At 68.1% G+C, this 22,767-nt stretch carries 18 protein-coding genes; 3 read left to right on the top strand and 15 right to left on the bottom strand.

The window, feature by feature from the left end; genetic code table 11:
* Window positions 1-155 precede the first annotated feature (155 nt).
* Complete coding sequence (locus AC5Y4C_RS05770; protein WP_499963099.1) at window positions 156-3,350, top strand: ATP-binding protein; 3,195 nt, start codon at window positions 156-158, stop codon at window positions 3,348-3,350.
* 42 nt (window positions 3,351-3,392) lie between these two features.
* On the opposite strand, the gene AC5Y4C_RS05765 is transcribed toward AC5Y4C_RS05770, so the two are convergent.
* The 6 genes from AC5Y4C_RS05765 to rimP all read right to left on the bottom strand — a co-directional run bounded on the left by AC5Y4C_RS05765 (window position 3,393) and on the right by rimP (window position 9,623).
* Complete coding sequence (locus tag AC5Y4C_RS05765) at window positions 3,393-4,382, bottom strand: DHH family phosphoesterase (RefSeq protein WP_499963101.1); 990 nt, start codon at window positions 4,380-4,382, stop codon at window positions 3,393-3,395.
* A complete protein-coding gene (gene rbfA / locus AC5Y4C_RS05760; protein ID WP_499910320.1) occupies window positions 4,360-4,854 on the bottom strand; it encodes a 30S ribosome-binding factor RbfA in 495 nt (164 codons plus the stop codon). Before rbfA ends, AC5Y4C_RS05765 begins: the two co-directional genes overlap by 23 nt.
* Window positions 4,855-4,956: 102 nt before the next feature.
* The gene (infB, locus tag AC5Y4C_RS05755) at window positions 4,957-7,635 is read right to left on the bottom strand and encodes a translation initiation factor IF-2 (protein WP_499910314.1); all 2,679 of its coding nucleotides are present in this window, start codon (window positions 7,633-7,635) and stop codon (window positions 4,957-4,959) included.
* Between the two features lie 101 nt (window positions 7,636-7,736).
* Window positions 7,737-7,949 (bottom strand): YlxR family protein, encoded by a 213-nt coding sequence (locus AC5Y4C_RS05750; RefSeq protein ID WP_499910312.1) that lies wholly within the window; start codon window positions 7,947-7,949, stop codon window positions 7,737-7,739.
* 148 nt (window positions 7,950-8,097) lie between these two features.
* A complete protein-coding gene (gene nusA, locus AC5Y4C_RS05745; protein ID WP_499910311.1) occupies window positions 8,098-9,108 on the bottom strand; it encodes a transcription termination factor NusA in 1,011 nt (336 codons plus the stop codon).
* Complete coding sequence (rimP, locus tag AC5Y4C_RS05740; protein WP_499948333.1) at window positions 9,105-9,623, bottom strand: ribosome maturation factor RimP; 519 nt, start codon at window positions 9,621-9,623, stop codon at window positions 9,105-9,107. Before rimP ends, nusA begins: the two co-directional genes overlap by 4 nt.
* 180 nt (window positions 9,624-9,803) lie before the next feature.
* On the opposite strand from rimP, the gene AC5Y4C_RS05735 reads away from it, so the two are divergent.
* On the top strand, window positions 9,804-10,310 hold the full coding sequence (locus tag AC5Y4C_RS05735) for a hypothetical protein (RefSeq protein ID WP_499963103.1): 507 nt from the start codon (window positions 9,804-9,806) through the stop codon (window positions 10,308-10,310).
* The gene (locus AC5Y4C_RS05730) at window positions 10,307-10,777 is read left to right on the top strand and encodes a ferritin-like domain-containing protein (RefSeq protein ID WP_499963105.1); all 471 of its coding nucleotides are present in this window, start codon (window positions 10,307-10,309) and stop codon (window positions 10,775-10,777) included. Before AC5Y4C_RS05735 ends, AC5Y4C_RS05730 begins: the two co-directional genes overlap by 4 nt.
* Window positions 10,778-10,780: 3 nt before the next feature.
* Here AC5Y4C_RS05730 and AC5Y4C_RS05725 read toward each other — a convergent pair whose 3' ends face one another.
* The 9 genes from AC5Y4C_RS05725 to mqo form a co-directional block, all read right to left on the bottom strand.
* A complete protein-coding gene (locus AC5Y4C_RS05725) occupies window positions 10,781-12,523 on the bottom strand; it encodes a proline--tRNA ligase (protein WP_499914228.1) in 1,743 nt (580 codons plus the stop codon).
* An 11-nt stretch (window positions 12,524-12,534) separates the two neighbouring features.
* Window positions 12,535-14,025, bottom strand: coding sequence for an MFS transporter (locus tag AC5Y4C_RS05720; protein ID WP_499914230.1), 1,491 nt, complete (start codon window positions 14,023-14,025; stop codon window positions 12,535-12,537).
* Window positions 14,026-14,172: 147 nt separating this feature from the next.
* Window positions 14,173-15,726 carry an MFS transporter gene (locus AC5Y4C_RS05715; RefSeq protein WP_499914233.1) on the bottom strand — a complete coding sequence of 518 codons (1,554 nt, stop codon included), beginning with the start codon at window positions 15,724-15,726 and terminating at the stop codon, window positions 14,173-14,175.
* Between the two features lie 22 nt (window positions 15,727-15,748).
* Window positions 15,749-16,957 (bottom strand): uroporphyrinogen-III C-methyltransferase, encoded by a 1,209-nt coding sequence (cobA, locus tag AC5Y4C_RS05710; protein WP_499910293.1) that lies wholly within the window; start codon window positions 16,955-16,957, stop codon window positions 15,749-15,751.
* Window positions 16,957-18,306 carry a cobyrinic acid a,c-diamide synthase CobB gene (locus AC5Y4C_RS05705; protein ID WP_499963107.1) on the bottom strand — a complete coding sequence of 450 codons (1,350 nt, stop codon included), beginning with the start codon at window positions 18,304-18,306 and terminating at the stop codon, window positions 16,957-16,959. Before AC5Y4C_RS05705 ends, cobA begins: the two co-directional genes overlap by 1 nt.
* A 93-nt stretch (window positions 18,307-18,399) precedes the next feature.
* Window positions 18,400-19,014 (bottom strand): cob(I)yrinic acid a,c-diamide adenosyltransferase, encoded by a 615-nt coding sequence (cobO, locus tag AC5Y4C_RS05700; protein WP_499963109.1) that lies wholly within the window; start codon window positions 19,012-19,014, stop codon window positions 18,400-18,402.
* A gap of 13 nt (window positions 19,015-19,027) precedes the next feature.
* Entirely contained in the window at window positions 19,028-20,827 is a 1,800-nt protein-coding gene (locus AC5Y4C_RS05695; protein ID WP_499963111.1) for a magnesium chelatase subunit D family protein, read from the bottom strand.
* The gene (locus AC5Y4C_RS05690) at window positions 20,824-21,291 is read right to left on the bottom strand and encodes a GNAT family N-acetyltransferase (RefSeq protein WP_499910282.1); all 468 of its coding nucleotides are present in this window, start codon (window positions 21,289-21,291) and stop codon (window positions 20,824-20,826) included. Before AC5Y4C_RS05690 ends, AC5Y4C_RS05695 begins: the two co-directional genes overlap by 4 nt.
* Window positions 21,288-22,766: a malate dehydrogenase (quinone) gene (mqo, locus tag AC5Y4C_RS05685; protein WP_499963113.1), complete on the bottom strand. Its 1,479-nt coding sequence runs from the start codon at window positions 22,764-22,766 to the stop codon at window positions 21,288-21,290. Before mqo ends, AC5Y4C_RS05690 begins: the two co-directional genes overlap by 4 nt.
* Between the last annotated feature and the right edge of the window lies 1 nt (window position 22,767).

Raw genomic sequence — 22,767 nt, 5'->3', positions numbered from 1 at the left:
CCTCACTGAACCGCGACTCCGCAACCGCGCTGGCTGACATTCTGTGCGCGTGGCAGGGGCTGCCCCGTCTGGGGTGGTGACGTTTCTGTTCAGTTCCGCGCCGATTTTCACCGGATCTGACAGACACCGGTTGACCAGCGATGCACGATATTGACGTGGGCGCCAGCTGGGACGGCGACAGTCGTCTCGCACCGGCAGGGCTGATCTGCAGTTCCTGCACCGCGCACTGCAGTTCAACGGCCAAGTTCTGCAGCGAGTGCGGTGCTCGGCTGACCACGGCCACCCACGCGGCCGAGTACAAGCAAGTCACCGTGTTGTTCGCCGACGTCGTCCATTCAATGGATATCGCAGCTGCGGTGGGGCCGGAGCGACTGCGCGAGATCATGAGCGAGCTCGCCAGCCGTTGTGCCGCGGTCGTGCAGCGCTACGGCGGCACCGTGAGCAGTTTCACCGGCGACGGGATCATGGCCGTGTTCGGGGCACCGGCCGCGCTGGAGGATCATGCGGTGCGCGCGTGCGTGGCCGCTCTGGCGATCCAGGACGAAGCCAAAAAGCTGGCCGTCGACGTGCGAAGGCGCGATGGCGTGGAATTGTTGCTGCGGGTCGGACTGAACTCCGGTCAGGTGATCGCCGGTGAAATGGGGTCCGGACCGTTCGGCTACACCACCGTCGGCGAGCAGGTGGGGATGGCCCAGCGGATGGAATCGGTGGCGCCCGCGGGCGGCGTCATGCTCAGCGCATCAACCGCACGACTAGTCGAGCACATCGCAACCCTCGGTCCGCGAGAGTTGGTTCGCATCAAGGGTGCTGACGAGTCAGTACCCGCGCACCGGCTCGTCGGCATGCGCCGGGCTCGCGCCACCAGACGCACTGAGGCGAACTTTGTGGGTCGCCGACGGGAGATGTCCGTCATCAAGGACCTGTTGGATCGCGCCGTCGGCGGCCATGGCGAGGTCGTCGATGTGGTGGGACCCGCCGGTATCGGCAAAAGCCGTCTGCTGCGCGAGGTTTCGGCCCAGGCCGCGCAGCGTGGTGTCGCGGTCTTCACGACTTTCTGCGAGTCGCACACCAGCCAGATCCCCTTTCAAGCCGTCGCAGGATTGCTGCGTGCAATAACCGCAGTGGAGGGATTGGACGCGCACGCTGCCCGAAATCATCTCCGCCGGCTGTTTTCTGACGCGGACAAAGACGATCTGTTGCTGTTCGAAGACCTCTTGGGGATTGCCGGCGCTGAAGAGCCCCGTCATCGGATCGATCCGGATGCACGTCGACGGCGGTTGACGGCTCTGGTGAGAGCCACCTTGTCGGCGCGGAAAAGTCCGGCGGTGTACGTGGTGGAAGACGCCCATTGGATTGACGCAGTCAGTGAGTCGATGATTGCCGATGTCCTCGAGGTTTTACCGCGGACGCCTTCGCTGACGATCGTCACCTACCGTCCCGAGTACCGTGGGGCGCTGGCGCAACCGCCTGGCGCTACAGCGATAACGCTGGCGCCACTGAGTGACCAGGACTCGGCTCAGTTGATCATCGAGTTGCTTGGACGGGATACATCCACGGCGCCGCTGGGCCAGCTGATCGCCGAAAGATCTGCCGGGACACCACTTTTCACCGAAGAGATCGTGCGCGAATTGGCGGAGCGAGGTGTGCTTTATGGCAAGCCGGGCGCGTACAGGTCGACAGCACAGGTAGCCGAAGTCGTTGTGCCGCCGACGTTGCAGGCCACCATTGCCGCTCGCATCGACCGTCTCGAACGGGGGGCCAAACGCACGTTGAGCGCGGCTTCGGTGATCGGTGCCAGATTCAGCTTGGGACTGGTGAAAGCATTGGGTGTCGAGCCGGCCGTCGACGACCTGGTGGTGGGCCAGCTGATCGATCAAGTCGGGTTCACCGATGATCCCGAGTACCTCTTTCACCATCCGCTGATCCGGGCGGTGGCGTATGAATCACAGCTCAGATCCGATCGCGCCGAGTTGCACCAGCGGGTCGCAGCCGCTCTACAAGCTCGCAGACCGGAATCGGCTGACGAGCACGCGGCGTTGATCGCCGAGCACCTTGAAGCTGCAGGCGATTTGCACGCAGCCTTCGACTGGCACATGCGGGCCGGACACGTCCTCACCCATCGCGACATCCTAGGTGCGCGGATGAGCTGGGAGCGCGCTCGTCAGGTGGCCGACCGGTTGCCCCCCGAGGATGTACGTCGCATGAGCATGCGTATCGCCCCGCGTACGTTGCTGTGCGCGACGGTCTGGCGGGTCAGCGGCAGCCTCGACGACACTGGCTTCGACCAATTGAGCGAATTGGCAACCGCTGCAGGGGATAAACGGTCCTTGGCCATCGGCATGACCGGACTCGTCACCTTGATGCAGTTCTACGGCGAGTACGAAGAGGCTTCGCGATTGGCGTCCTATCATGTCGAATTGCTTGATTCCATCGGTGATTCCGAGTTGACCGTCGGTCTGTTGATGACACCGATGATCATCAAATGGGCCGTCGGTGAAGTGAGCGAGGCTTTGAAACTGAGCCAGCGTGCAATAGACGAGTCCCGCGGCGACCCCACGATGGGCGACTTGATCGTGGGATCGCCACTGGCGTTCGCACTGGTGATGCGTGCGTCAGCGCGGTGTGCGCTGGGCATCGCAGGCTGGCGCGAGGACTTCGACAACGCCGTCGCGCTTGCCCGCAGAACCGATAAGTTCACGTTCTGCGCCGTTGTCATGTTCAAATACATTGCCGCGCAGAGCGGAGCGCTGCTCGCCGATGACCAAGCGCTGCATGACACCGCTGAGGCCTTGGAGATTGCGAAGCAGTTCGGCGACGATTTCACGCTGACCAACGCAGAGTTCAGCCACGGGCTCATCTTGGTGCGCCACGAGGACGCCGACCGCAACCTGGGCTTCGAGCTGTTGCAGAGGGCTCGGCGAGCAGCGCTCGAACATCGGAACCTCGTCGTTGCCGCATGGTGCGTCGACATCGATTTCGCAGTGGAGAAGATTCGTACCGGCGACTACGACAATGCCGTCGGCTTGTGTCGCGCCGTGCTGCAGAATGAAATTCGATCTGGCGAACTGACCAACCGCGGTTGGTGCACCAGCGTTCTCGTCGAAGCCTTGCTCAATCGGGGTCGCGACGGCGACCTCGACGAAGCGCAAAAAGCGATCGACGACCTGGCGGCGACGCCGACGGAACCCGGGTTCGTCTACCACGAGCTGCCGTTACTGCGGTTGAACGCAATGCTTGCCAAAGCTCGTGGCGAGCAGAATCGCTATCGCGATTTCCGTGACCGATATCGCCTGCGCGCCGAATCCTGCGGGTTCGCGGGCCACATCGCACTGGCTCGCGCCATGGACTAGTCGAGCGGGCCAGATGGCATCGTCGAAGATGCGCGTGACGTGTCAGCCGACAGCGTGCAGCAACGCGGCGACGACGTCGTCGATCGAGCCGTCGATCGAGTACCCGGCCGCCAACTGATGCCCTCCGCCGCCGAACTGCGCCGCCACCGGCGTCAGATCGAATGACTTGGCTCGCATCGACACCGACCAGTGCTGCGGCTCGATCTCCTTGAACACCACGGCGACCTCGGCCTGCTGGGTGGTCCGGACGATGTCGACGATGCTCTCCACCTCTTCGGACCGGCTCGCCTTCCACTCGTCGTGGTCGACCACCACATACACCAGGCCGCGCCCGGCGACGGCGTCCGGCAGTAGCTGCGCCGTCGACAACACGCGCGACAGCATCGGCAGCCAGGCAAAGGGGTGCGTGTCGAGAAGCGCCCGCGATATCGCGGCGTTGTCCGCGCCGGCTTCGACGAGCCTGGCGGCCAGCCGCAATGCGCGCGGACTGGCCCACCGGAACGATCCGGTGTCTGTCGTCAGCCCGGCATACAGGCACGTGGCCACATCGCGGTCGATCGGCCTGCCCCACGCGTCCAGCAGTTCGGCGACCAGCAGGGTGGTCGAATCCGCTTGCGGATCGACGAAATTCAAGTCTCCGAACATCGCGTTCGACTTGTGGTGATCGATCACCAGCACCGCGTTGCCGGAAGCGGTCAGCTCGGCCAGCGTGCCCAACCGGTGCAGGCTGGGCGCGTCGACCGTCACCACCAGATCCGCGTCGCGGCGCATGTCCGCCGGCGGCACCAGGAACTCGCACCCGGGCAGCGTTCGCAGTGATTCGGGAAGGACCGGAGGCGTCGCGAAGCTGACCTCCACGTCGACGCCTTCCCGGTCGAGCACCAGCGCCAGCGCCAAGCCGGCACCGACGCTGTCCGCATCGGGGTGCACGTGGCACACGATGTTGACGGTGCGAACCCCGGCCAGCGCGTCGGCCGCGCCATGCGCATCGACGCGAGTACTCGATACTTCAGTCGTCTCGATCGCGGTCACCGTCGTCTCGCTCGTCCGTGTCGGTTGTGGCGCCCCCGTTATCTCCTACCACACGGTACGGCTGCGCGTCGCCCGCCGGCTTCGCACCCTGCCTCACCCTCGCCAGATCGGCGTCGGCCTGACGAGCCCGTTCGAGTAGCTCCTCCATCCGAACGGCCGCGTCAGGCACGGTGTCGCGCACGAAGGTCAGCGTCGGAGTGAACCGAACCCCGGTTCCTGCACCGACTTTCGTGCGCAGTACGCCTTTGGCCCGCTCCAGCGCGGCCGCCGCACCGGCGTAGTCGGGATCGTCCTCGAGGGTGCGCCCCATGACCGTGTAGTACAGCGTCGCGTCGTGCAGGTCGTTGGTCACCTTCGCGTCGGTGATCGTCACGCCGGCCAGCCGCGGGTCTTTGATCTCGTATTCGATTGCCGATGCGACGATCATCGAGATCCGCTTGGCCAGCCGACGCGCGCGCGCCGGATCAGCCATGGCCGATCCGCGCCTGTTGGTCTTCGCGCAAGCGGCTCATCCGCGCCTTTTGGTCTTCGCGCAAGCGGCTCATCCGCGCCTGTTGGTCTTCGCGCAAGCGGCTCATCCGCGCTGCTTCTCGACCAGCTCGTACGTCTCGATCACGTCGCCCTCCTTGAGGTCGGAGTAGCCGATCGTCAGACCGCACTCGTAGCCGTCGCGGACTTCGGTGACGTCGTCTTTCTCCCGGCGCAGCGACTGCACCGTGAGATTCTCGGTCACCACGACGTTGTCGCGCAGCAGCCGGGCCTTGGCGTTGCGCCGGATGATGCCTGAAGTGACCAGGCAACCGGCGATCACGCCGACCTTGCTGCTGCGGAACAGCGCCCGCACCTCGGCGCGGCCCAGCTCGCGCTCCTCGTACACCGGCTTGAGCAGCCCGCGCAGCGCCTTCTCGATGTCGTCGATGGCCTGGTAGATCACCGAGTAGTAGCGGATCTCCACACCCTCGCGGTTGGCCAGCTCCGTGGCCTTGCCTTCGGCGCGCACGTTGAAGCCGATGATGATTGCGTCCGACGCCGACGCCAGGTTGACGTTGGTCTCGGTGACACCGCCGACGCCGCGGTCGATGACGCGCAGCTCCACTTCGTCGTCGACCTGGATGCCGAGCAACGCCTCTTCCAGCGCTTCGACGGTGCCTGCGTTGTCGCCCTTGAGGATCAGGTTCAGCTGGCTGGTTTCCTTCAGCGCCGAATCCAGGTCCTCGAGGCTGATCCGCTTGCGGGCACGGGCAGCCATCGCGTTGCGCTTGCGGGCACTGCGGCGCTCGGCGATCTGGCGGGCGATGCGGTCCTCCTCGACGACGAGGAAGTTGTCACCGGCGCCAGGCACCGACGTGAAGCCGATGACCTGAACCGGCCGCGACGGCAGCGCCTGATCGACGTCCTCGCCGTGCTCGTCGACCATGCGCCGCACGCGGCCGTACGCGTCGCCCGCCACCACCGAGTCGCCGATGTGCAGCGTGCCGCGCTGCACCAGCACGGTGGCCACCGGACCGCGCCCGCGGTCCAGGTGCGCCTCGATGACCACGCCCTGGGCTTCCATGTCGGGGTTCGCCCGCAGGTCCAGCGCGGCGTCGGCGGTCAGCAGCACCGCTTCGAGCAGCTGCTCGATGTTGGTGCCCTGCTTCGCCGAGATGTCGACGAACATGGTGTCGCCGCCGAACTCCTCGGGAATGAGCCCGTATTCGGTGAGTTGACCGCGGATCTTTTGGGGGTCGGCGCCTTCCTTGTCGATCTTGTTGACCGCTACGACGATCGGCACGTCGGCGGCCTGCGCGTGGTTGATGGCTTCTACCGTTTGGGGCATCACGCCGTCGTCGGCGGCGACCACCAGCACCGCGATGTCGGTGGCCTTCGCGCCGCGGGCACGCATCGCGGTGAACGCTTCGTGACCGGGGGTGTCGATGAACGTGATCAGCCGTTCGTTGCCGTCGAGGTTGACCGACACCTGATATGCGCCGATGTGCTGGGTGATGCCACCCGCCTCGCCTTCGCGGACGTTGGCCTGGCGGATCGTGTCCAGCAGTCGGGTCTTGCCGTGGTCGACGTGGCCCATGACCGTGACCACCGGAGGCCGGGTCTGCAGGTCCTCTTCGCCGCCCTCGTCTTCGCCGTAGGTGAGGTCGAACGACTCGAGCAGTTCGCGGTCCTCGTCCTCTGGACTGACCACCTGGACGTTGTAGTTCATCTCGCTGCCCAGCAGCTCGAGCGTCTCGTCGCCCACCGACTGGGTTGCGGTGACCATCTCACCGAGGTTGAACAGCGCCTGAACCAGCGCCGCCGGGTTGGCGTCGATCTTCTCGGCGAAGTCACTCAGCGACGCGCCGCGGGCCAGCCGGATGGTTTCGCCGTTGCCCTTGGGCAACCGCACGCCACCGACAACCGGGGCCTGCATGTTTTCGTATTCCGCGCGTTTCGCCCGCTTGCTCTTGCGACCGCGCTTGGGCGCGCCGCCGGGACGGCCGAACGCGCCGGCTGCTCCGCCGCGTTGACCAGGCCGACCGCCGCCACCGGGACGGCCGCGGAAGCCACCGCCCGCGGGTGCGCCGCCGGGCGCACCGCCGCGGTAGTTACCACCACCGGGCCGCCCGCCGCTCGGCGCGCCGGGGCGTCCGCCGGTGCCGGGCCGGGGCGCGCCGGGTCGCGGCGCGCGGCCGGGAACGCCGCCGCCGGGACGCGGAGGCATGTTGCCCGGCGATGCGCCCGGACGCGGGCCGGGCCGCGGCATGCCGGGGCGAGGTGCTTGCGGTCGAGGGATCGGCCGATCGACCGGCTGCGCGGTCGAGAACGGGTTGTTGCCGACGCGCGGGGTGCGCGGGGCCGGCTTGGGGGTAGGCCCGGGCCGCGGTGCGCCGGGAGTGGGCGCCGGACGAGGCGGGCTGGCCGGCGGTGCGCTGGCCGCGGGTGCCGACGGTTGCGCGGGCGGCTTCGGGGTGGGAGGTGCCGGGACGGCAGGCGGAGCTGGCGCGGCTGGGGTGGGCGCGGCCGGCGCGGGCGCCGCTTTGACTGCGGTACCGCCGTCGGCGACCGCCTTGGCTGCGGCGCCGTTGCCGTCCTTGGCGGCAGCTTGAGCTGCTTTGCCGCCGCCGAACGACTCCCGCAACCGCCGGGCGACCGGCGCTTCCACGGTGGAGGATGCCGACTTGACGAATTCGCCTTGTTCGCTCAGCCGGGCGAGAACTTCTTTACTGGTGACACCGAGTTCCTTCGCCAACTCGTGTACGCGGGCCTTACCTGCCACTACCTCTCCATCTCTCGAGGCGACGGCTGTGAAAGGCCAGCGCCTCGGGTTTAGCTACGACACATGGTCATCGGGACTTCACGGTGTGCTCATGTTCTTCGCTACCTGTTCTGTTGCCGGGTCTCGAGCGTGGTGATGTGCTCGACGGCCGCGGATATGTCCGGTGGACCGGTGATGCGCAGCGCTCGGCCGAAGGCTCGCCGTCGGACCGCTGCGCGAAGGCACTGCTGGTCGGGATGCAGCCAGGCACCCCGCCCCGGCAGATTACCTGCGGTGTCAACGGTCACGACGAACTCGCCATTCCCCATCGACACAGCAACCACGCGAAGCAGTTCGGCGGCCAGCTCTCGTCTTCGGCACCCGATGCAGGTCCGTACCGGCCCCGGTCGGGAAGCCGAAGTCTCGCGCTGGATCACGGCCTAGTTTAGCGGCACCCGGGCCGGAGTTTCACCACAGTGTTGACTACGCCGTGGGTTGACCCTGCGTGGCCTCGTTGTCGCTGCGGATGTCGATCCGCCAGCCGGTGAGCCGGGCCGCCAGCCTGGCGTTTTGCCCTTCCTTGCCGATGGCCAGCGACAGCTGGAAGTCCGGCACGACAACACGCGCGGCGCGCGCGTTGGGGTCGACGACGGACACGGACACCACTTTGGCGGGCGACAGGGCGTTGGCGACGAACCGCGCCGGATCCTCGTCGTAGTCGATGATGTCGATCTTCTCGCCGGACAGCTCGCTCATCACGTTGCGCACCCGCTGGCCCATCGGACCGATGCAGGCACCCTTCGCGTTGAGCCCGGGCACCTTCGACCGCACGGCGATCTTCGAGCGGTGGCCGGCCTCGCGCGCGACGGCGACGATCTCCACCGAGCCGTCGGCGATTTCGGGGACCTCCAGGCTGAAGAGTTTGCGCACGAGGTTCGGGTGCGTGCGCGACAGCGTGATCACCGGCTCGCGGGCGCCGCGACTGACCCCGACGACGTAGCAGCGCAGCCGGTCGCCGTGTTCGTAGCGCTCGCCGGGCACCTGCTCGGCGGCCGGAATCACGCCCTCGGAGCCCTTGGTCTCACTGCCCATGCGCACCACCACCAGCCCGCGCGCGTTGGCGCGGGCGTCGCGCTGGATGACGCCGGCGACGACGTCGCCCTCCCGGGCAGAGAACTCGCCGTAGGTTTTCTCGTTTTCGGCGTCACGAAGCCGTTGCAGCATCACCTGGCGAGCGGTGGTGGCGGCGACCCGGCCGAATCCCTCGGGGGTGTCGTCCCATTCTGTGATGACGTTGCCATCGGCGTCGGCTTCCCAGGCGATCACCTTCACCTCGCCGGTCTTGCGGTCGATGTCGATCCGCGCGTCCGGGTGATGACCGGGAGTGTGCCGGTATGCGGTCAGCAGCGCCGACTTGATGGTCTCGAGCAGCTCGCCAACCGACATGCCCCTGTCGACTTCGATCGCATGCAGCGCCGCCATGTCGATGTTCATGAGGCCACCCCGGCCAAAGCCAGCTCGCGTGGGTCCGGCGTCGAAAACTCCACCTCCACAACGGCATTCGCGATGTCGGCAAGCGGGATGTCGTGCACAGCCCAGTCTGCCTTCTCGCGCACGACGAGCCGCAGGACGGCGCCGTCGGTCTCACCGATGCGGCCGGTGACCGACGATCCGTCGGCCAGCGTGAGTCTGGCCTTGCGTCCGCGGGCGCGGCGGAAGTGCTTGTGCGTGGTCAGCGGGCGGTCGACGCCCGGCGAGCTGACCTCGAGGACGTAACTGGTCGCGGCGTCGTCCACGTCATCGAGCAGAGTCGAGGCGCGGCGGGAAAGATCGGCAATGGTGTCGAGGTCCAGTGGTTCGTCGCCGTCGGCGATCACGGTGATGCGCGGCGGACGGGTTCTGGTGTCGACGACCACGTCTTCGATCTCGTAGCCGGCGCGCGCGAACTCGTTATCGAGTAGCTCGATCACCTGTTCCTGCGACGGCAACCCGGTGGATCGCTCAGTCACGGCGAGCTCCTCATCTTGAGTTGTCCGGCTCAGGCTCCGAACAGATGGAGCCAGCCATCAACGATACGCCAGAACCGCGGCTCGAAACGGCGATCGAGGTTCGACGATCGCGGTCGGTCCCGACGCGCCTGCCTGCATGCGCTCGCCGGTGCCGGCAAGCCGAAATGGCAATATGTCGCCATGCCCGGCGCCGCACCGCACCTGAGTCGGCGACGCGTGCTGATCGGCGCGGCCGCTTTGGCGGCGCTGGGGGCGACAGCATCCGCCTGCAGCGGCGCGCCTGAGCCGCCCCAGCCTGACCCGCTGGAATCGCAACTCGAGCTTGCCCAGCGCGACAGCCAGATGGCCCGCGCAGCCGCCGCCGCAGCCGGACCGCTCTACGCCCCGGTGCTCACGGTCGTGGCCGACGAACGCGCCGCGCACGCCAAGGCGCTGAGCCAAGAGATCGCCCGCGTGGCCAAAGAGACGTCGACGACGTCGCCGCCACCGAATCCCCCTCCAGCCGCACCTGCCGGGCCGCCGCCGTCGCGCGACGACGTGATCGGAGCTCTGCGCGAATCCGCCGACCGCGCAACCAAACTCGCCGCTGATCTGTCCGGCTACCGGTCCGGCCTGGTGGGCTCGGTCGCAGCCGCGTGCGCCGCATCACTGGCCGTGCCGCTGGCAATGAAGGAGCCGGCGCAATGACCACGCCTCACCCCACCCCGACCAACAAGCCGGACTCCCCCGACGACAAAGCCATCGCCGACGCGATCGCGGCCGAGCACGCGACGATCTACGGCTACGGCTTCGTGTCGGCCCACTCGATGCCGGACATGAACGAGCTGGTGTCGGATTCCCTGGCCGAACACCGCGCCCGGCGGGAAGCGGCCATCGGAATGCTCGCGTCGCGATCCGTGGCCGCACCGGTGGCCGCCGTCGGCTATCAACTGCCGATTGCAGTCAAGAACTGGAAGGACGCAGCGAACCTGGCCCTTCGGATGGAATCCGACGACGCGGTGGCATGGCGAGCGGTGCTCGAACACGCGAAATCGTCCGAGGACCGCGCTTTCGCGATGACGGCACTGACCCAGTGCGCTGTGCGCGCCGCACAGTGGCGACAGGTGGAGGGCGCGTGGCCGCTCACCGTGCCGTTCCCCGGCGGCACCGAATGAGACTCAGCCCGAGATCGCGTCGACGATCTCAGTCGCCGCAGCGTCGACTGGCACCTCGCGTGTTTCGCCGCTGAACCGGTTGCGCAGCTCGACCACGCCACCGGCCCATCCCCGGCCGACCACCACAATCCATGGCACCCCCAGCAGCTCGGCGTCTTTGAACTTGACGCCCGGTGACGCGCCGCGGTCGTCGAGCAACACGTCGACGCCCAACCGGTCCAATTCGCGGGCCAGCTCGATTGCGCCGTCGCGGGCCGCCGCGTCCTTGTTCGCGATCACCAGGTGCACGTCGAACGGCGACACCGAGGACGGCCACCGCAGCCCGAGCTCGTCGTGGTGCTGCTCGGCGATCACGGCGACCAGCCGCGACACCCCGATCCCGTAGGAGCCCATGGTCAGCCGCACCGGTTTGCCGTCCTCGCCGAGCACATCGGCCGAGAACGCGTCGGTGTATTTGCGGCCCAGTTGGAAGATGTGGCCGATCTCGATGCCGCGCGCCGACACCAAGGGGCCCGCGCCGTCCGGCGACATGTCGCCGTCGCGTACCTCGGCGGCCTCGATGGTGCCGTCGGGTACGAAATCTCGTCCGGCCACCAGCCCGACGACGTGCTGGCCGGGTGCGTCGGCTCCGGTGATCCAGCTGGTGCCGTCGACGACGCGGGGGTCGACGAGATACCGAACACCGTTCTGCTGCAAGCCTTTCGGACCGATATAGCCCTTCACCAGAAATGGGTACTTGGCGAAGTCCGCGTCGTCGAGCATCGCGTACTCGGCCGGCTCCAAAGCCGCCCCCAACCGTTTCTCGTCGATCTCGCGGTCACCGGGAATACCGATTCCCAACAGCTCCCAGTCGCCGCCAGGCTGACGGACCTTGAGCAGCACGTTCTTCAGCGTGTCCGCGGCGCTCACCGCACGGTCCAACGCCGAGTTGGCCCAGTCGACCAGCGTGGCGATGGTCGGCGTGTCACCGGTGTCGTGCACCACCGGCTCGGGCAGGTGCTCGTACGGCAGTGGATCCGGTGCCGGTGTGGTGACCGCCTCGACGTTGGCCGCATAGCCCGACTCCACGCAGCGCACGAAAGTGTCTTCGCCGACCGGACTTTCGGCCAGGAACTCCTCAGACGCGCTGCCGCCCATCGCCCCGGACACCGCCGAGACGATCACGTAGCGCACACCCAATCGGTCGAAGATCCGTTGGTACGCTTCGCGATGCGCATGGTACTGGGCCTTGAGCCCCGCCTCGTCGACGTCGAACGAGTACGAGTCCTTCATCACGAACTCGCGCACCCGCAGGATCCCCGCCCGGGGCCGCGCCTCGTCGCGGTATTTCGTCTGGATCTGGTAGAGCAGTAGTGGAAAGTCCTTGTAAGAGCTGTACTCCCCTTTCACGGTGAGCGTGAACAACTCCTCGTGCGTGGGGCCCAGCAAGTAGTCGTTGCCGCGGCGGTCCTTCAGCCGAAACACGCTGTCGCCGTACTCCGTCCAGCGATTCGTCGTCTCGTACGGCGCACGCGGCAGCAGCGCGGGGAACAGGATCTCTTGTCCCCCAATGGCATTCATCTCTTCGCGGACTATGCGCTCGATCTTGCGCAGCACCCGCAATCCGACCGGCAGCCAGGTGTAGAGGCCAGGCCCGGCGGGCCGGACGTAGCCCGCGCGGATCAGCAGCTTGTGGCTGGGCACCTCGGCATCGGCGGGGTTCTCGCGCAGTGTGCGCAAGAACAACTCGGACATGCGGGTGATCACAGCCGACAACCTTAGAGCTCGCCGGCCTCTACTGCTTCACGGGTATGCTGCGCGGCCGCGATCTGCCTGGCGGAGAACCCGATGAAGAACGCGGTGACGCCCACCAACACCGCGACCGCCGCGACCCACAGCAGCGAGTACGTGTAGCCGCGGTCGAGCGCGTCGAGCTGCGCCGGCGTCATGTTGCGCACGGCCCCGGTGGTGCCGCCGAGATACAACGTGCGCGACGTCTGCACGGCCTGGATGACAACCAGCACCAGCGGGCCGCCGAGGTTTTGCACCATCAGCGTGAGCGCCGACACCGGGCCGATCTCTCGCGGGCCCACGTCGGCCAGCGCGCACAGCGGCAGCACCACCGAGATCACGCCGATGCCGAAGCCGCCGACGATGATCGGTACGAAGAGGTCCGGGAAGTACGGGATGGCGCGGTTCAGCGTCGAGCCGTACAGCATGGCGCCGAGGACAAACGAGCCGCCACCAATGATCAGCCAGCGCGGGGCGATCAGCGGCGCCACCCGAGCCGCTGCCACGTTGCCAAGCCCGAGCGCAACGGCGAACGGGATGAACGACGTTCCCGCACGCAATGCCGAGTAGCCCATCACGTCCTGGACGTACAGCCCGATCATCACTGTCAGCGTCAACAGGACGCCGCCGGCCAGAAATAGCGACAAGAACGTCATCACCCGGTTGCGGTCGGCGAACAACGACAGCGGCACGATCGGGTGCTCGGCGGTGCGTTCGACCACCAGGAAGCCGCCGAACAACAGCACGGTGGCGATCGCTGCGCCGAAGATCCACGGGTTGATCCAGCCCAGCGGCGGCCCCTGGGTGAAGATCAGCACCGCCGTCGTGCACGCCAGCGTGGCCAGCGCCGCCCCGGCCACGTCGAGGCGGAGACGTTCGCGATGTGTCTCACGCAGCCGGGTGAGCGCAATCGCAATGATCACCATGCCGATCGGCAGATTGATCAGGAAAGCCAGCCGCCACGAGATCACCGTGAACGCGCCGCCGAGGACGAGGCCGAGCACCGAGCCGAGGCCCATCATCGCCGCCGACACCGCCATCGCCTGATTGCGCGCCTGACCGACGGCGTACGTCGACGCGATCAGCGCCAGCCCGGTGGGTGCGGCGACGGCTGCCCCCATGCCCTGCACGGCACGGGCGACGATCAACATCGCCGGGTCGAACGCCAGCCCGCAGATCAGCGACGCCACGGTGAACACCGCGACTCCGCCGACGAATGCGCGCTTGTGACCGATCGCGTCGCCGACGCGCCCGCCCAACAACAGCAGGCCGCCGAACGTCAGCACGTACGCGGTGATGACCCAGCTCTTAGCGGCGTCGGATAACGCAAGGTCGGCCTGCATGCGGGGCAGCGCCACCACGACGATGGTGCCGTCGAGTGTCGACATCAGTTGCATGCCGGTGATCGCGACGATCGCGATCCCGATGACACTGGCGGCGAGCGGCGACGAACGCTGGGTCCGCCGCGCCGCAAACATGGCTGCCTACCCTACCGAGGGCCCTGTCCGTGGCTTAGACGCGCTACAGCTCTCCGGTTACAGCTCTCCGGCGTCCAATGTCGAGCTCTACAGCTCTCCGGCGTCCAATGTCGAGCTCTACAGCTCTCCGGCGTCCAATGTCGAGCTCTACAGCTCTCCGGCGTCCAGCGCGTCCTTGACTTCCTGCGCATGCGCCACCTCTTCGGAGGTGTAGCCGATCAGCAGCGCGGCGCCGCCGACGATCACGGCCACCCCCGCGACCCACAGCAGCCCGTAGGTGTAGCCGTGGTCGAGCGCGTGCAACTGCGCGGCGTTCATGTTCTTCACCGGGCCGGTCGTGCCGCCCAGGTACAGCGTGCGCGAGGTGATCACGGCCTGGACGATCGCCAGGATCACCGGACCGCCGAGGTTCTGCAGCATCAGCGCGATCGCCGACACGGGCCCGATGCGGTCGAAGCCGACGCCCGCGATCGCCGACACTGTCAGCGGCACCACGATCATCCCGATGCCCACGCCCCCGACGGCGATCGGCACGACGAGGTTGGGGAAGTACGGGATGCCGCGGTTGAGCGTCGACCCGTAGAGCATGGCGCCGAGCACCAGCACGCCGCCGGCGATCACCAGCACCCGTGGCGGAAACTGCGATACCAGCTGCGACGACAGGCCCAGACCGATGCCGAGGGCGATGACGAACGGGATGAAGCCGACGCCGGCGCGCAGCGCGCTGTAGCCCATGATGTCTTGCACGTACAGGCCGATCAGCACGGTCAGCGTGAACATCACGCCACCGGCCAGGAAGACCGCCGCGAACGTCGCCACGCGGTTGCGATCGCGGAACAGGTCGAACGGCACCAGCGGGTTGTCAGCGGTGCGTTCCACCAGCGCAAACGCGCCGAGGAACACCACCGCCGCGATGCCGGAGCCGACGGTCAGCGGCGACAGCCACCCGGCCTCCGGGCCCATCGAGAAGCCGAACACCGCGGCCGTGCAGCCCAGCGTGGCCAGCAGCGCGCCGGTGGCGTCGAGCTTCATCGGCTCGCGGTGCGTCTCGGTCAGCGTCGTATAAGCCAGGTACAGCATCAGCAGCCCGATCGGCACGTTCACCAAAAAGGCCAGCCGCCACGACACTTCGGTGAGCGCTCCGCCGACGATCAGGCCCATCACCGAGCCGATGCCGGTCATCGCGGCGAAGATCGCGGTCGCGGCGTTACGGGCCGGGCCCTTCGGGAACGTGGTGGCGATCAGCGCGAGCGCGGTGGGCGACGCGATCGCCGCACCTACTCCCTGCGCCAGCCGCGCGACCACCATGGTCGCCTCATTCCAGGCGAGTCCGCACAGGATCGAAGCGATGGTGAACATCGCGACGCCGGCGATGAATGTGCGCTTGCGCCCAATCGTGTCGCCGAGGCGGCCGCCCAGCAGCATCAGACCGCCGAACGTCAGCACATAAGCGGTGATCACCCAGCTGCGGCCGGCGTCGGACAGATTCAGCTCGTCCTGGATCCTGGGCAGCGCGACGATCGCGACCGTGCTGTCCATCGTGGCCAGCAGCTGCATGCCGCCGATCGCGACCACCGCGGCGATGAACCGGCGCGACGGCAGCCACGCTGGGCGCGACCAGCTCGTCTGCCGGGCGACCTCGAGGGCGGCCTGATTGGCGCGATCCAGAGACATCCGCTCCGCGTCATTGAGAGCCGTCATGGAGAGTTACCTTACAGTACTCTTAGCTTTTCTTTAATTCCGCGAATCCCGCGACGGCCCCGATGACGATGATCGCGGGAGGTCGAATGCCTTCTTCGCGAATCTTTTTCGGCGCGTCAGCAAGCGTCGCGCGGACGGTCCGCTGCGCCGCAGTGGTGCCCTGCTGCACCACGAGCACCGGGGTTTGCGCAGGTCGGCCGCCCTTGAGCAGCGCGTCGGCGAAGAGCTCGATGCGCTCGACCGCCATCATCAGCACGATCGTGCCCGACATCGCGGCCAGCGCATTCCAATTGACTAACGAATCCGGGTCGTCCGGTGCGACGTGACCGCTGACGACCACGAACTCGTGCGTCACGGAGCGGTGCGTGACCGGCACACCGGCCATGGCGGGAACCGCGATTGCGCTGGTGACGCCGGGCACCACAGTGACCGGCACGCCCGCGTCGACGCAGGCCAGCAGCTCTTCGTAGCCGCGGGCGAAGACGAACGGGTCGCCACCTTTGAGGCGCACGACGAACTGACCCGCCTTGGCCCGCTCGATCATCACGTCGTTGATCGCGTCCTGAGCCATCGCGCGGCCGTACGGAATCTTCGCGGCGTCGATCACTTCGACGTGCGGCGGCAGCTCTGCCAGCAACTCGGCCGGCGCCAGCCTGTCGGCGACCACCACGTCCGCGTGCGCCAGCAAGCGCCGGCCCCGCACGGTGATCAGCTCGGGATCACCGGGACCGCCGCCTACGAGCGCGACGCCGGTGTGCACCACGTCAGGGGTCTCCGTGGCGATGACACCGCGCTGCAGGGCTTCGCGGATCGCCGACCGGATCGCCGCGGAGCGCCGGTGCTCACCGCCGGCCAGCACCCCGACCTCCAAGCCTTCGTACTCGAACGAGGCGGGTGTGACGGCGGTGCCCTCGCGGGCGATGTCGGCGCGGACGCAGAAGATGTGGCGCGATTCGGCTTCGGCGACGACGGCCGCGTTGACGTCCGGGTCGTCGGTGGCGGCGATCGCGTACCAGGCGCCGGCGAGGTCGCCCTCGCGATACTTCCTGAGCTGCAATGTGATCCCGGTCATGGCTTCGACCGCCGGGGTGGCGGACCGGGTGACGACGTGCACGTCGGCCCCGCTGGCGATCAGCAGAGGCAGGCGCCGTTGCGCGACGCTGCCGCCGCCGACGACCACGACCTTCCTGCCGGCCAGCCGCAGCCCGACCAGGTACGGGTTCTCGGTCACTAGTTGACCCTAGGGCTCGCGGCGTGAGCGACGAAGCGCGCCACCGACCGTGGTGCGGCCGCCGGGTGGGTGTGCAAATAGGAGGCGTGGACGCCGCGGTGCACTGCGCCGTCGCGGACCGGGGTGTTGCGGTCCCGGTATACCCATGCCGGCTGGTATGCGTCGGTGAATTCGACTGTGGTGCGGTGGAATTCGTGGCCTGTGACACGGTCCCCGGCGGCGTGCAGCGACGACTCCGCGACGGCGACGGCGTCTCGGTAACCCAGGGTCAGATGGTCGGTGAAGCGCGCGGAGCCGGACAGCACGCCGCACATCGGATGCCCGTCGAGTTCCGCCACCAGGTAAGTCAGTCCGGCGCACTCGGCGTGGACTGGGGCGCCGCGAGCAGCCAGAGCGTTGACTTGTTGGCGCGCAACGTCATTGGCGGCGAGCTCAGCGCCGAACTGCTCCGGGAACCCGCCCGGGATGACGAGCGCGTCCGCGTCGGCCGGTAGCGCGTCGCTGAGCGGGTCGAAGCCCACGACGTCCGCTCCGGCGGCTCGCAGGAGTTCGACGTGTTCGGCATAGCCGAACGTGAACGCCTTGCCGGCAGCGATCGCGACGGTGACCCGCTCAGCGACGCACTCGACGGCCGGCTCCCAGGCGGCGGCGGTGACGGTGCTGCCGGCCAGCCCGACTACCGCATCAAGGCTCACGTGTGCGCCGACGAGTTCGGTCATCGCGTCGACCGCGTGCTCGGCGAGCGCGCCGTGTTCTGCGGCGGTGACCAAGCCGAGATGCCTTGCGGGAACGGCCAAGTCGACGTGGCGGGGAATCGCGCCCAGAACCGCGACACCGGCGTGACCGCAGGCTTGGCGCAGCACCTCTTCGTGGCGGGTCGAGCCGACGCGGTTGAGGATCACGCCGGCGATCCGGACGGCCGGGTCGAACGTCGAAAACCCATGCAGCAGCGCGGCGATGCTGTGGCTCTGGCCGCGGGCGTCGACAACCAACACCACCGGCGCGCCCAGCAGTTTCGCCACATGGGCAGTGGATCCTGTGGCGACGAGCGCGCCGTCGAGGCGTCCGTCGAACAGCCCCATCACACCCTCCACCACCGCGATGTCGGCACCCGCGGTGCCGTGCCGGTACAGCGGCCCGATGAGCCGCTCGCCGACCAGCACGGGGTCGAGGTTGCGGCCGGGTCGACCGGCGGCCAGCGTGTGGTAGCCGGGGTCGATGTAGTCGGGGCCGACTTTGAACGGAGCGACGGCGTGGCCGGCGCGCCGGAGCGCGCCGATCAAACCCGTTGCGACAGTGGTCTTTCCGCTTCCCGATGCAGGCGCGGCAATGACGACGGCTGGGGTCATCGGGTCACTCACCGTCCTGCGCGAGCGTGCGCCCAGGTACAGGACACGCCGTCAGAACATGAGCAGACACGCACGCTCGCGGGAAGGGTGCCGTCACCACTCGATGCCCTTCTGGCCTTTGCGGCCGGCATCCATGGGGTGCTTCACCTTGGTCATCTCGGTCACCAGGTCGGCGGCGTCGAGCAACGCTGCGGGCGCGCCACGGCCGGTGATCACTACATGCTGCGTGCCGGGGCGGCCGGCGAGGGTCGCGACCACCTCGTCGACGTCGACCCACCCCCACTTCAGCGGATAGGTGAATTCGTCGAGCAGGTAGAAGTCGTGGCGCTGTTCGGACAGCCGCCGGGCGATCTCGGCCCAACCGTCCGCGGCAGCGGCCGCGTGGTCGTCGGCGCTGCCGTGTTTGCGGGCCCAGGACCAGCCGGCACCCATCTTGTGCCACTCGACCGGCGCGCCGACCCCGCGCTCGTCGTGGAGCCGGCCCAACTCGCCGAACACGTTCTCCTCCCCGACTTTCCACTTCGCGCTCTTGACGAACTGGAACACCGCCACCGACAGCCCCGCGTTCCAGGCGCGCAGCGCCATTCCGAAGGCCGCCGTCGACTTGCCCTTCCCGTCGCCGGTGTGCACCGCAAGCAGCGGGGCCTGGCGGCGAGCCCGGGTGGTCAGCCCGTCGTCGGGCACCGCGATCGGACGGCCCTGCGGCATGGTGACCTCCTTCTCAGGCAGCGCCGCGGACGACGTGGGTGAGTGCCTCGGCGCGCAAGTGTGCCAACCGCACGGTCGGCGCACCGAGCCGCGCTGCGAGCTGTTCGGCCAAACCGAGGCGCACCCACGATGTTTCGCAGTCGACGACGACCGCTGACGCGCCTTCGGCCACGAGCAGGTCCGCGGCCGCCCCGGCCCTGCCGACCGGGTCGGGGCCGCCGGTCGCACGCCCGTCGGTGAGCACGACGACCAGGCTGCGCCGCGCCGGGTCGCGCACACGCTCTCTGGCGACCATCGCACGCGCGGCCAGAAGCCCTTGCGCCAGCGGCGTTCTCCCGCCGGTGGCGAATCGGGTGAGCCGTCGCGACGCGATGTGCACCGACGACGTCGGTGGCAGCAGCACGTCTGCGCCGTTGCCGCGGAACGTGATCACCGCGACCTTGTCGCGGCGCTGGTAGGCGTCACGCAGCAGCGACAGCGTGGCGCCGCTGACCGCGGACATCCGGTCGCGCGCGGCCATCGAACCGGACGCGTCGACGAGAAAAATCACCAGGTTGGCCTCGCGCCCTTCGCGGATCGCGCGGAGCAGGTCGTCCGGACGCACCCGTGGCGGCCCGGGCCGGTGCGTGCGGCGTGCGGCCGACAGCACTGTGCCGAACAGGTGGATGCCGGAACCGTCACGCGGATGAGCGGACATCACGGCGCCGGAACTATTGCGGGCCCGCGATCGGCGCCCGGGCGCACCGTCGCCGAGGCCGGGCACCGTCAGTAGCCGGGTGCGAAACGGCGGCATCGGCGGGGCGCTGGGCCGCGGTGGCGATGGAGCAGTATGCGAATCAGCTTGCTGCTCTCCATTATTCGTTACTCCACCGCCAGGCGGGTCTGGTTCAGGTTCGGGTTCGTCGTCCGCCTGAGCCAGCGCCTCGTCGAGCGCCTGCGGGTCCAGATCCGGCTCGTCGAACGGGTCGCGGCGCCGTCGGTGCGGCAGCGCCAGCTGCGCGGCCACCCGGATGTCCTGCTCCTCCACCGCGCCGGCGCCGCGCCAGGCGGCGTGCGCCACCGCGGTGCGCGCCACCACCAGGTCTGCGCGCATCCCGTCAACACCGAACGCCGCGCACAGCGCCGCAATCCGCCGCAGTTCGCGTTCCGGCAGCACGACCTCGCCAACCACCCTGCGCGCTTTGGCAATGTGGCGTGCCAACGCGGCGTCCCGCTCGGCGTAGCGACGACCGAAGCCAGCCGGGTCCGCCTCGAACGCCATGCGCTGGCGGATCACTTCGGCGCGCTCGTCGACGTCGCGGGAAGCGCGCACATCGACGGTCAGGCCGAACCGGTCCAGCAGCTGTGGACGCAGCTCACCCTCCTCCGGGTTCATGGTGCCGACGAGCATGAACTTCGCCTCGTGGGTGTACGACACGCCGTCGCGCTCGACGTGCACGCGGCCCATCGCGGCAGCGTCCAGCAGCACGTCCACGAGGTGGTCCGGCAGCAGGTTCACCTCGTCGACGTACAACACACCGCCGTGCGCCTGGGCCAAGAGCCCCGGCGTGAAGGCGTGCTCGCCGTCGCGCAGGACCCGCTGCAGATCCAGTGACCCGATCACCCGATCTTCGGTGGCGCCGATCGGCAGCTCGACGAGACACCCGAAGCCTGCCTCAGCGAGCACCGCCGAAAGCCCGCGCACCGCAGTCGATTTCGCGGTACCCTTCTCGCCGCGGATCAGCACCCCGCCGATCTCGGGGCGCACCGCGCACAGCACCAGCGCCAACCGCAACAGATCCTGGCCGACGATTGCGCTGAACGGGTAGATCACGACGCGACACCACGCGCGCCTGGCCGAACCATCGGCACGTGTGGGATGCCGTCCTCGACGAATTCGTCTCCCTCCCGGACGAATCCGTGCTGGGCGTACATCTCTTCGAGGTAGGTCTGCGCATCGATGCGGCACGGAAAGTCGCCGACATCGGCCAGCGCGGCCTGCAGTACGCGGGTGGTGTGGCCGTGGCCGCGCGCTTCCTTGCGGGTACACAGCCGGCCGATCCGGAAGGCCTTGTGGCCTCCGGTGTGTTCCTCCAGCAGCCGCAGCGTGCAGATCACCTCACCGCGTGGCCCTTCGAGCCAGAAGTGGCGGGTTTCGGGGAGAAGGTCGCGGCCGTCGAGCTCCGGGTAGGCGCAGGCCTGCTCGACGACGAACACCTCGATCCGCAGCTTCAACAGCTCGTACAGCGTCGCGGTGTCCAGGTCCTTGGCCCAGGTGCGGTGCAGCGTGACCGTCATGCACCTAACGCCTTTCGGGTCCACTCCCATACTTCGGCCCGCAGCCGCGGCTCGTCGGACAGCTTGGTGCCCAGCGACGGCACCATCTCCTTGAGCTTGGGCAACCACGACTGGTACCGGTCCTCGAAGCACTGCTCGAGCACCTCGAGCATGTCGTGCACGGCCGTCGACGCGCCCGGCGAAGCACCGAGCAGACCGGCGATGCTGCCGTCCGCCGACGCGATCACGGTGGTGTCGAACCCCAGCACGCCGCGTGTGCCACCCTTCGGTTTGATCACCTGCACGCGCTGCCCGGCGACGATGGTCTCCCAGTCCGACGACTTCGCCGACGGCACGAAGTCGCGCAGCGCCTCGATGCGGTCCTCGTCCGACAGCAGCAGCTGGCCGACGAGGTACCGCACCAGACTCAGCTCGCTCACACCGACGCTGAGCAGCTGCGTCAGGTTGCCCGGCTTGATCGAGAACGGCAGGTCGGTGACGTGGCCACGCTTGAGAAACTTCGGTGACCACCCCGCGAACGGCCCGAACAGCAGCCACGACTTGCCGCTGATGATCCGGGCGTCCAGGTGCGGCGCCGACATCGGCGGCGCACCGACCGCCGGGAAGCCGTACACCTTGGCGCGGTGTCGCTCAGTGAGCTCGGGGTTGTCGGTGCGCAGGAACTTGCCGCTCACCGGAAAACCGCCGTAGCCCTTGATCTCCGGGATGTTCGACTTCTGCATCAGCCGCAGCGCGTCACCGCCGGCGCCGACGAACACGAACTTGGCGTTGATCTTGCGTTTGGCTCCGGTGCGGTTGTTGCGCACGGCCACGGTCCAGGTGCCGTCGGACTCACGGGACAGGTCGCGAACCTCGTGGCCGAACAGCGCTTCGGTGCCGTGCTGGACGCTGTAGGCGATCAGCTTTCTGGTCAGGCTGCCGAAGTCGACGTCGGTGCCGTTGCGCGCCCAGTTCAGCGCGATCGGTTCGCGAAACGTGCGGCCGGCGGCCATCAGCGGCAGCCGGCGAGCGAACTCGTCGGGATCTTCGATGAGTTCGATTCCCTCGAACAGCGGGTTGTGCACCAGCGCGTCGCGGCGGCGGCGCATGAACTCCACCTGGTCGGCGCCCATCACCCAGCTCGCATGCGGAGTCGGGTTCAAGAAACTGCGCACGTCGCTCAGCACACCGTTTTCCACCGCGTAGGCCCAGAACTGCCGCGACAGCTGGAATTGCTCGTTGACGTTGACGGCCTTGGTGATGTCGATCGACCCGTCGGCCTGCTGCGGCGTGTAGTTCAATTCGCACAGCGCCGAGTGGCCGGTGCCGGCGTTGTTCCACGGGTCGCTGCTCTCGGCGGCCGCTCCGTCGAGGCGTTCCACCAAGGTGATCGACCAGTCCGGTTCGACCAGCCGCAGCAGCGTGCCCAGCGTGGCGCTCATGATCCCGGCCCCCACCAGCACGACGTCTGTCCTGGCCCTAGCGTCTGACGGCATC

The organism is Mycobacterium sp. NGS35, assembly GCF_059812855.1.
The sequence above is the reverse complement of the archived record's forward strand: the minus strand, read 5'-3'. Positions and strand labels throughout refer to the sequence as shown.

Coding starts and splice junctions, on each gene's coding strand:
- AC5Y4C_RS05690 (WP_499910282.1), bottom strand. CDS start 21,291: ATGACGGTCACGCTGCACCGCACCTGGGCCAAGGACCTGGACACCGCG.
- rbfA (WP_499910320.1), bottom strand. CDS start 4,854: ATGGCTGATCCGGCGCGCGCGCGTCGGCTGGCCAAGCGGATCTCGATG.
- nusA (WP_499910311.1), bottom strand. CDS start 9,108: ATGAACATCGACATGGCGGCGCTGCATGCGATCGAAGTCGACAGGGGC.
- cobO (WP_499963109.1), bottom strand. CDS start 19,014: ATGCCGCAGGGCCGTCCGATCGCGGTGCCCGACGACGGGCTGACCACC.
- mqo (WP_499963113.1), bottom strand. CDS start 22,766: ATGCCGTCAGACGCTAGGGCCAGGACAGACGTCGTGCTGGTGGGGGCC.
- AC5Y4C_RS05720 (WP_499914230.1), bottom strand. CDS start 14,025: ATGTTTGCGGCGCGGCGGACCCAGCGTTCGTCGCCGCTCGCCGCCAGT.
- AC5Y4C_RS05715 (WP_499914233.1), bottom strand. CDS start 15,726: ATGACGGCTCTCAATGACGCGGAGCGGATGTCTCTGGATCGCGCCAAT.
- AC5Y4C_RS05705 (WP_499963107.1), bottom strand. CDS start 18,306: ATGACCCCAGCCGTCGTCATTGCCGCGCCTGCATCGGGAAGCGGAAAG.
- AC5Y4C_RS05730 (WP_499963105.1), top strand. CDS start 10,307: ATGACCACGCCTCACCCCACCCCGACCAACAAGCCGGACTCCCCCGAC.
- AC5Y4C_RS05735 (WP_499963103.1), top strand. CDS start 9,804: ATGCCCGGCGCCGCACCGCACCTGAGTCGGCGACGCGTGCTGATCGGC.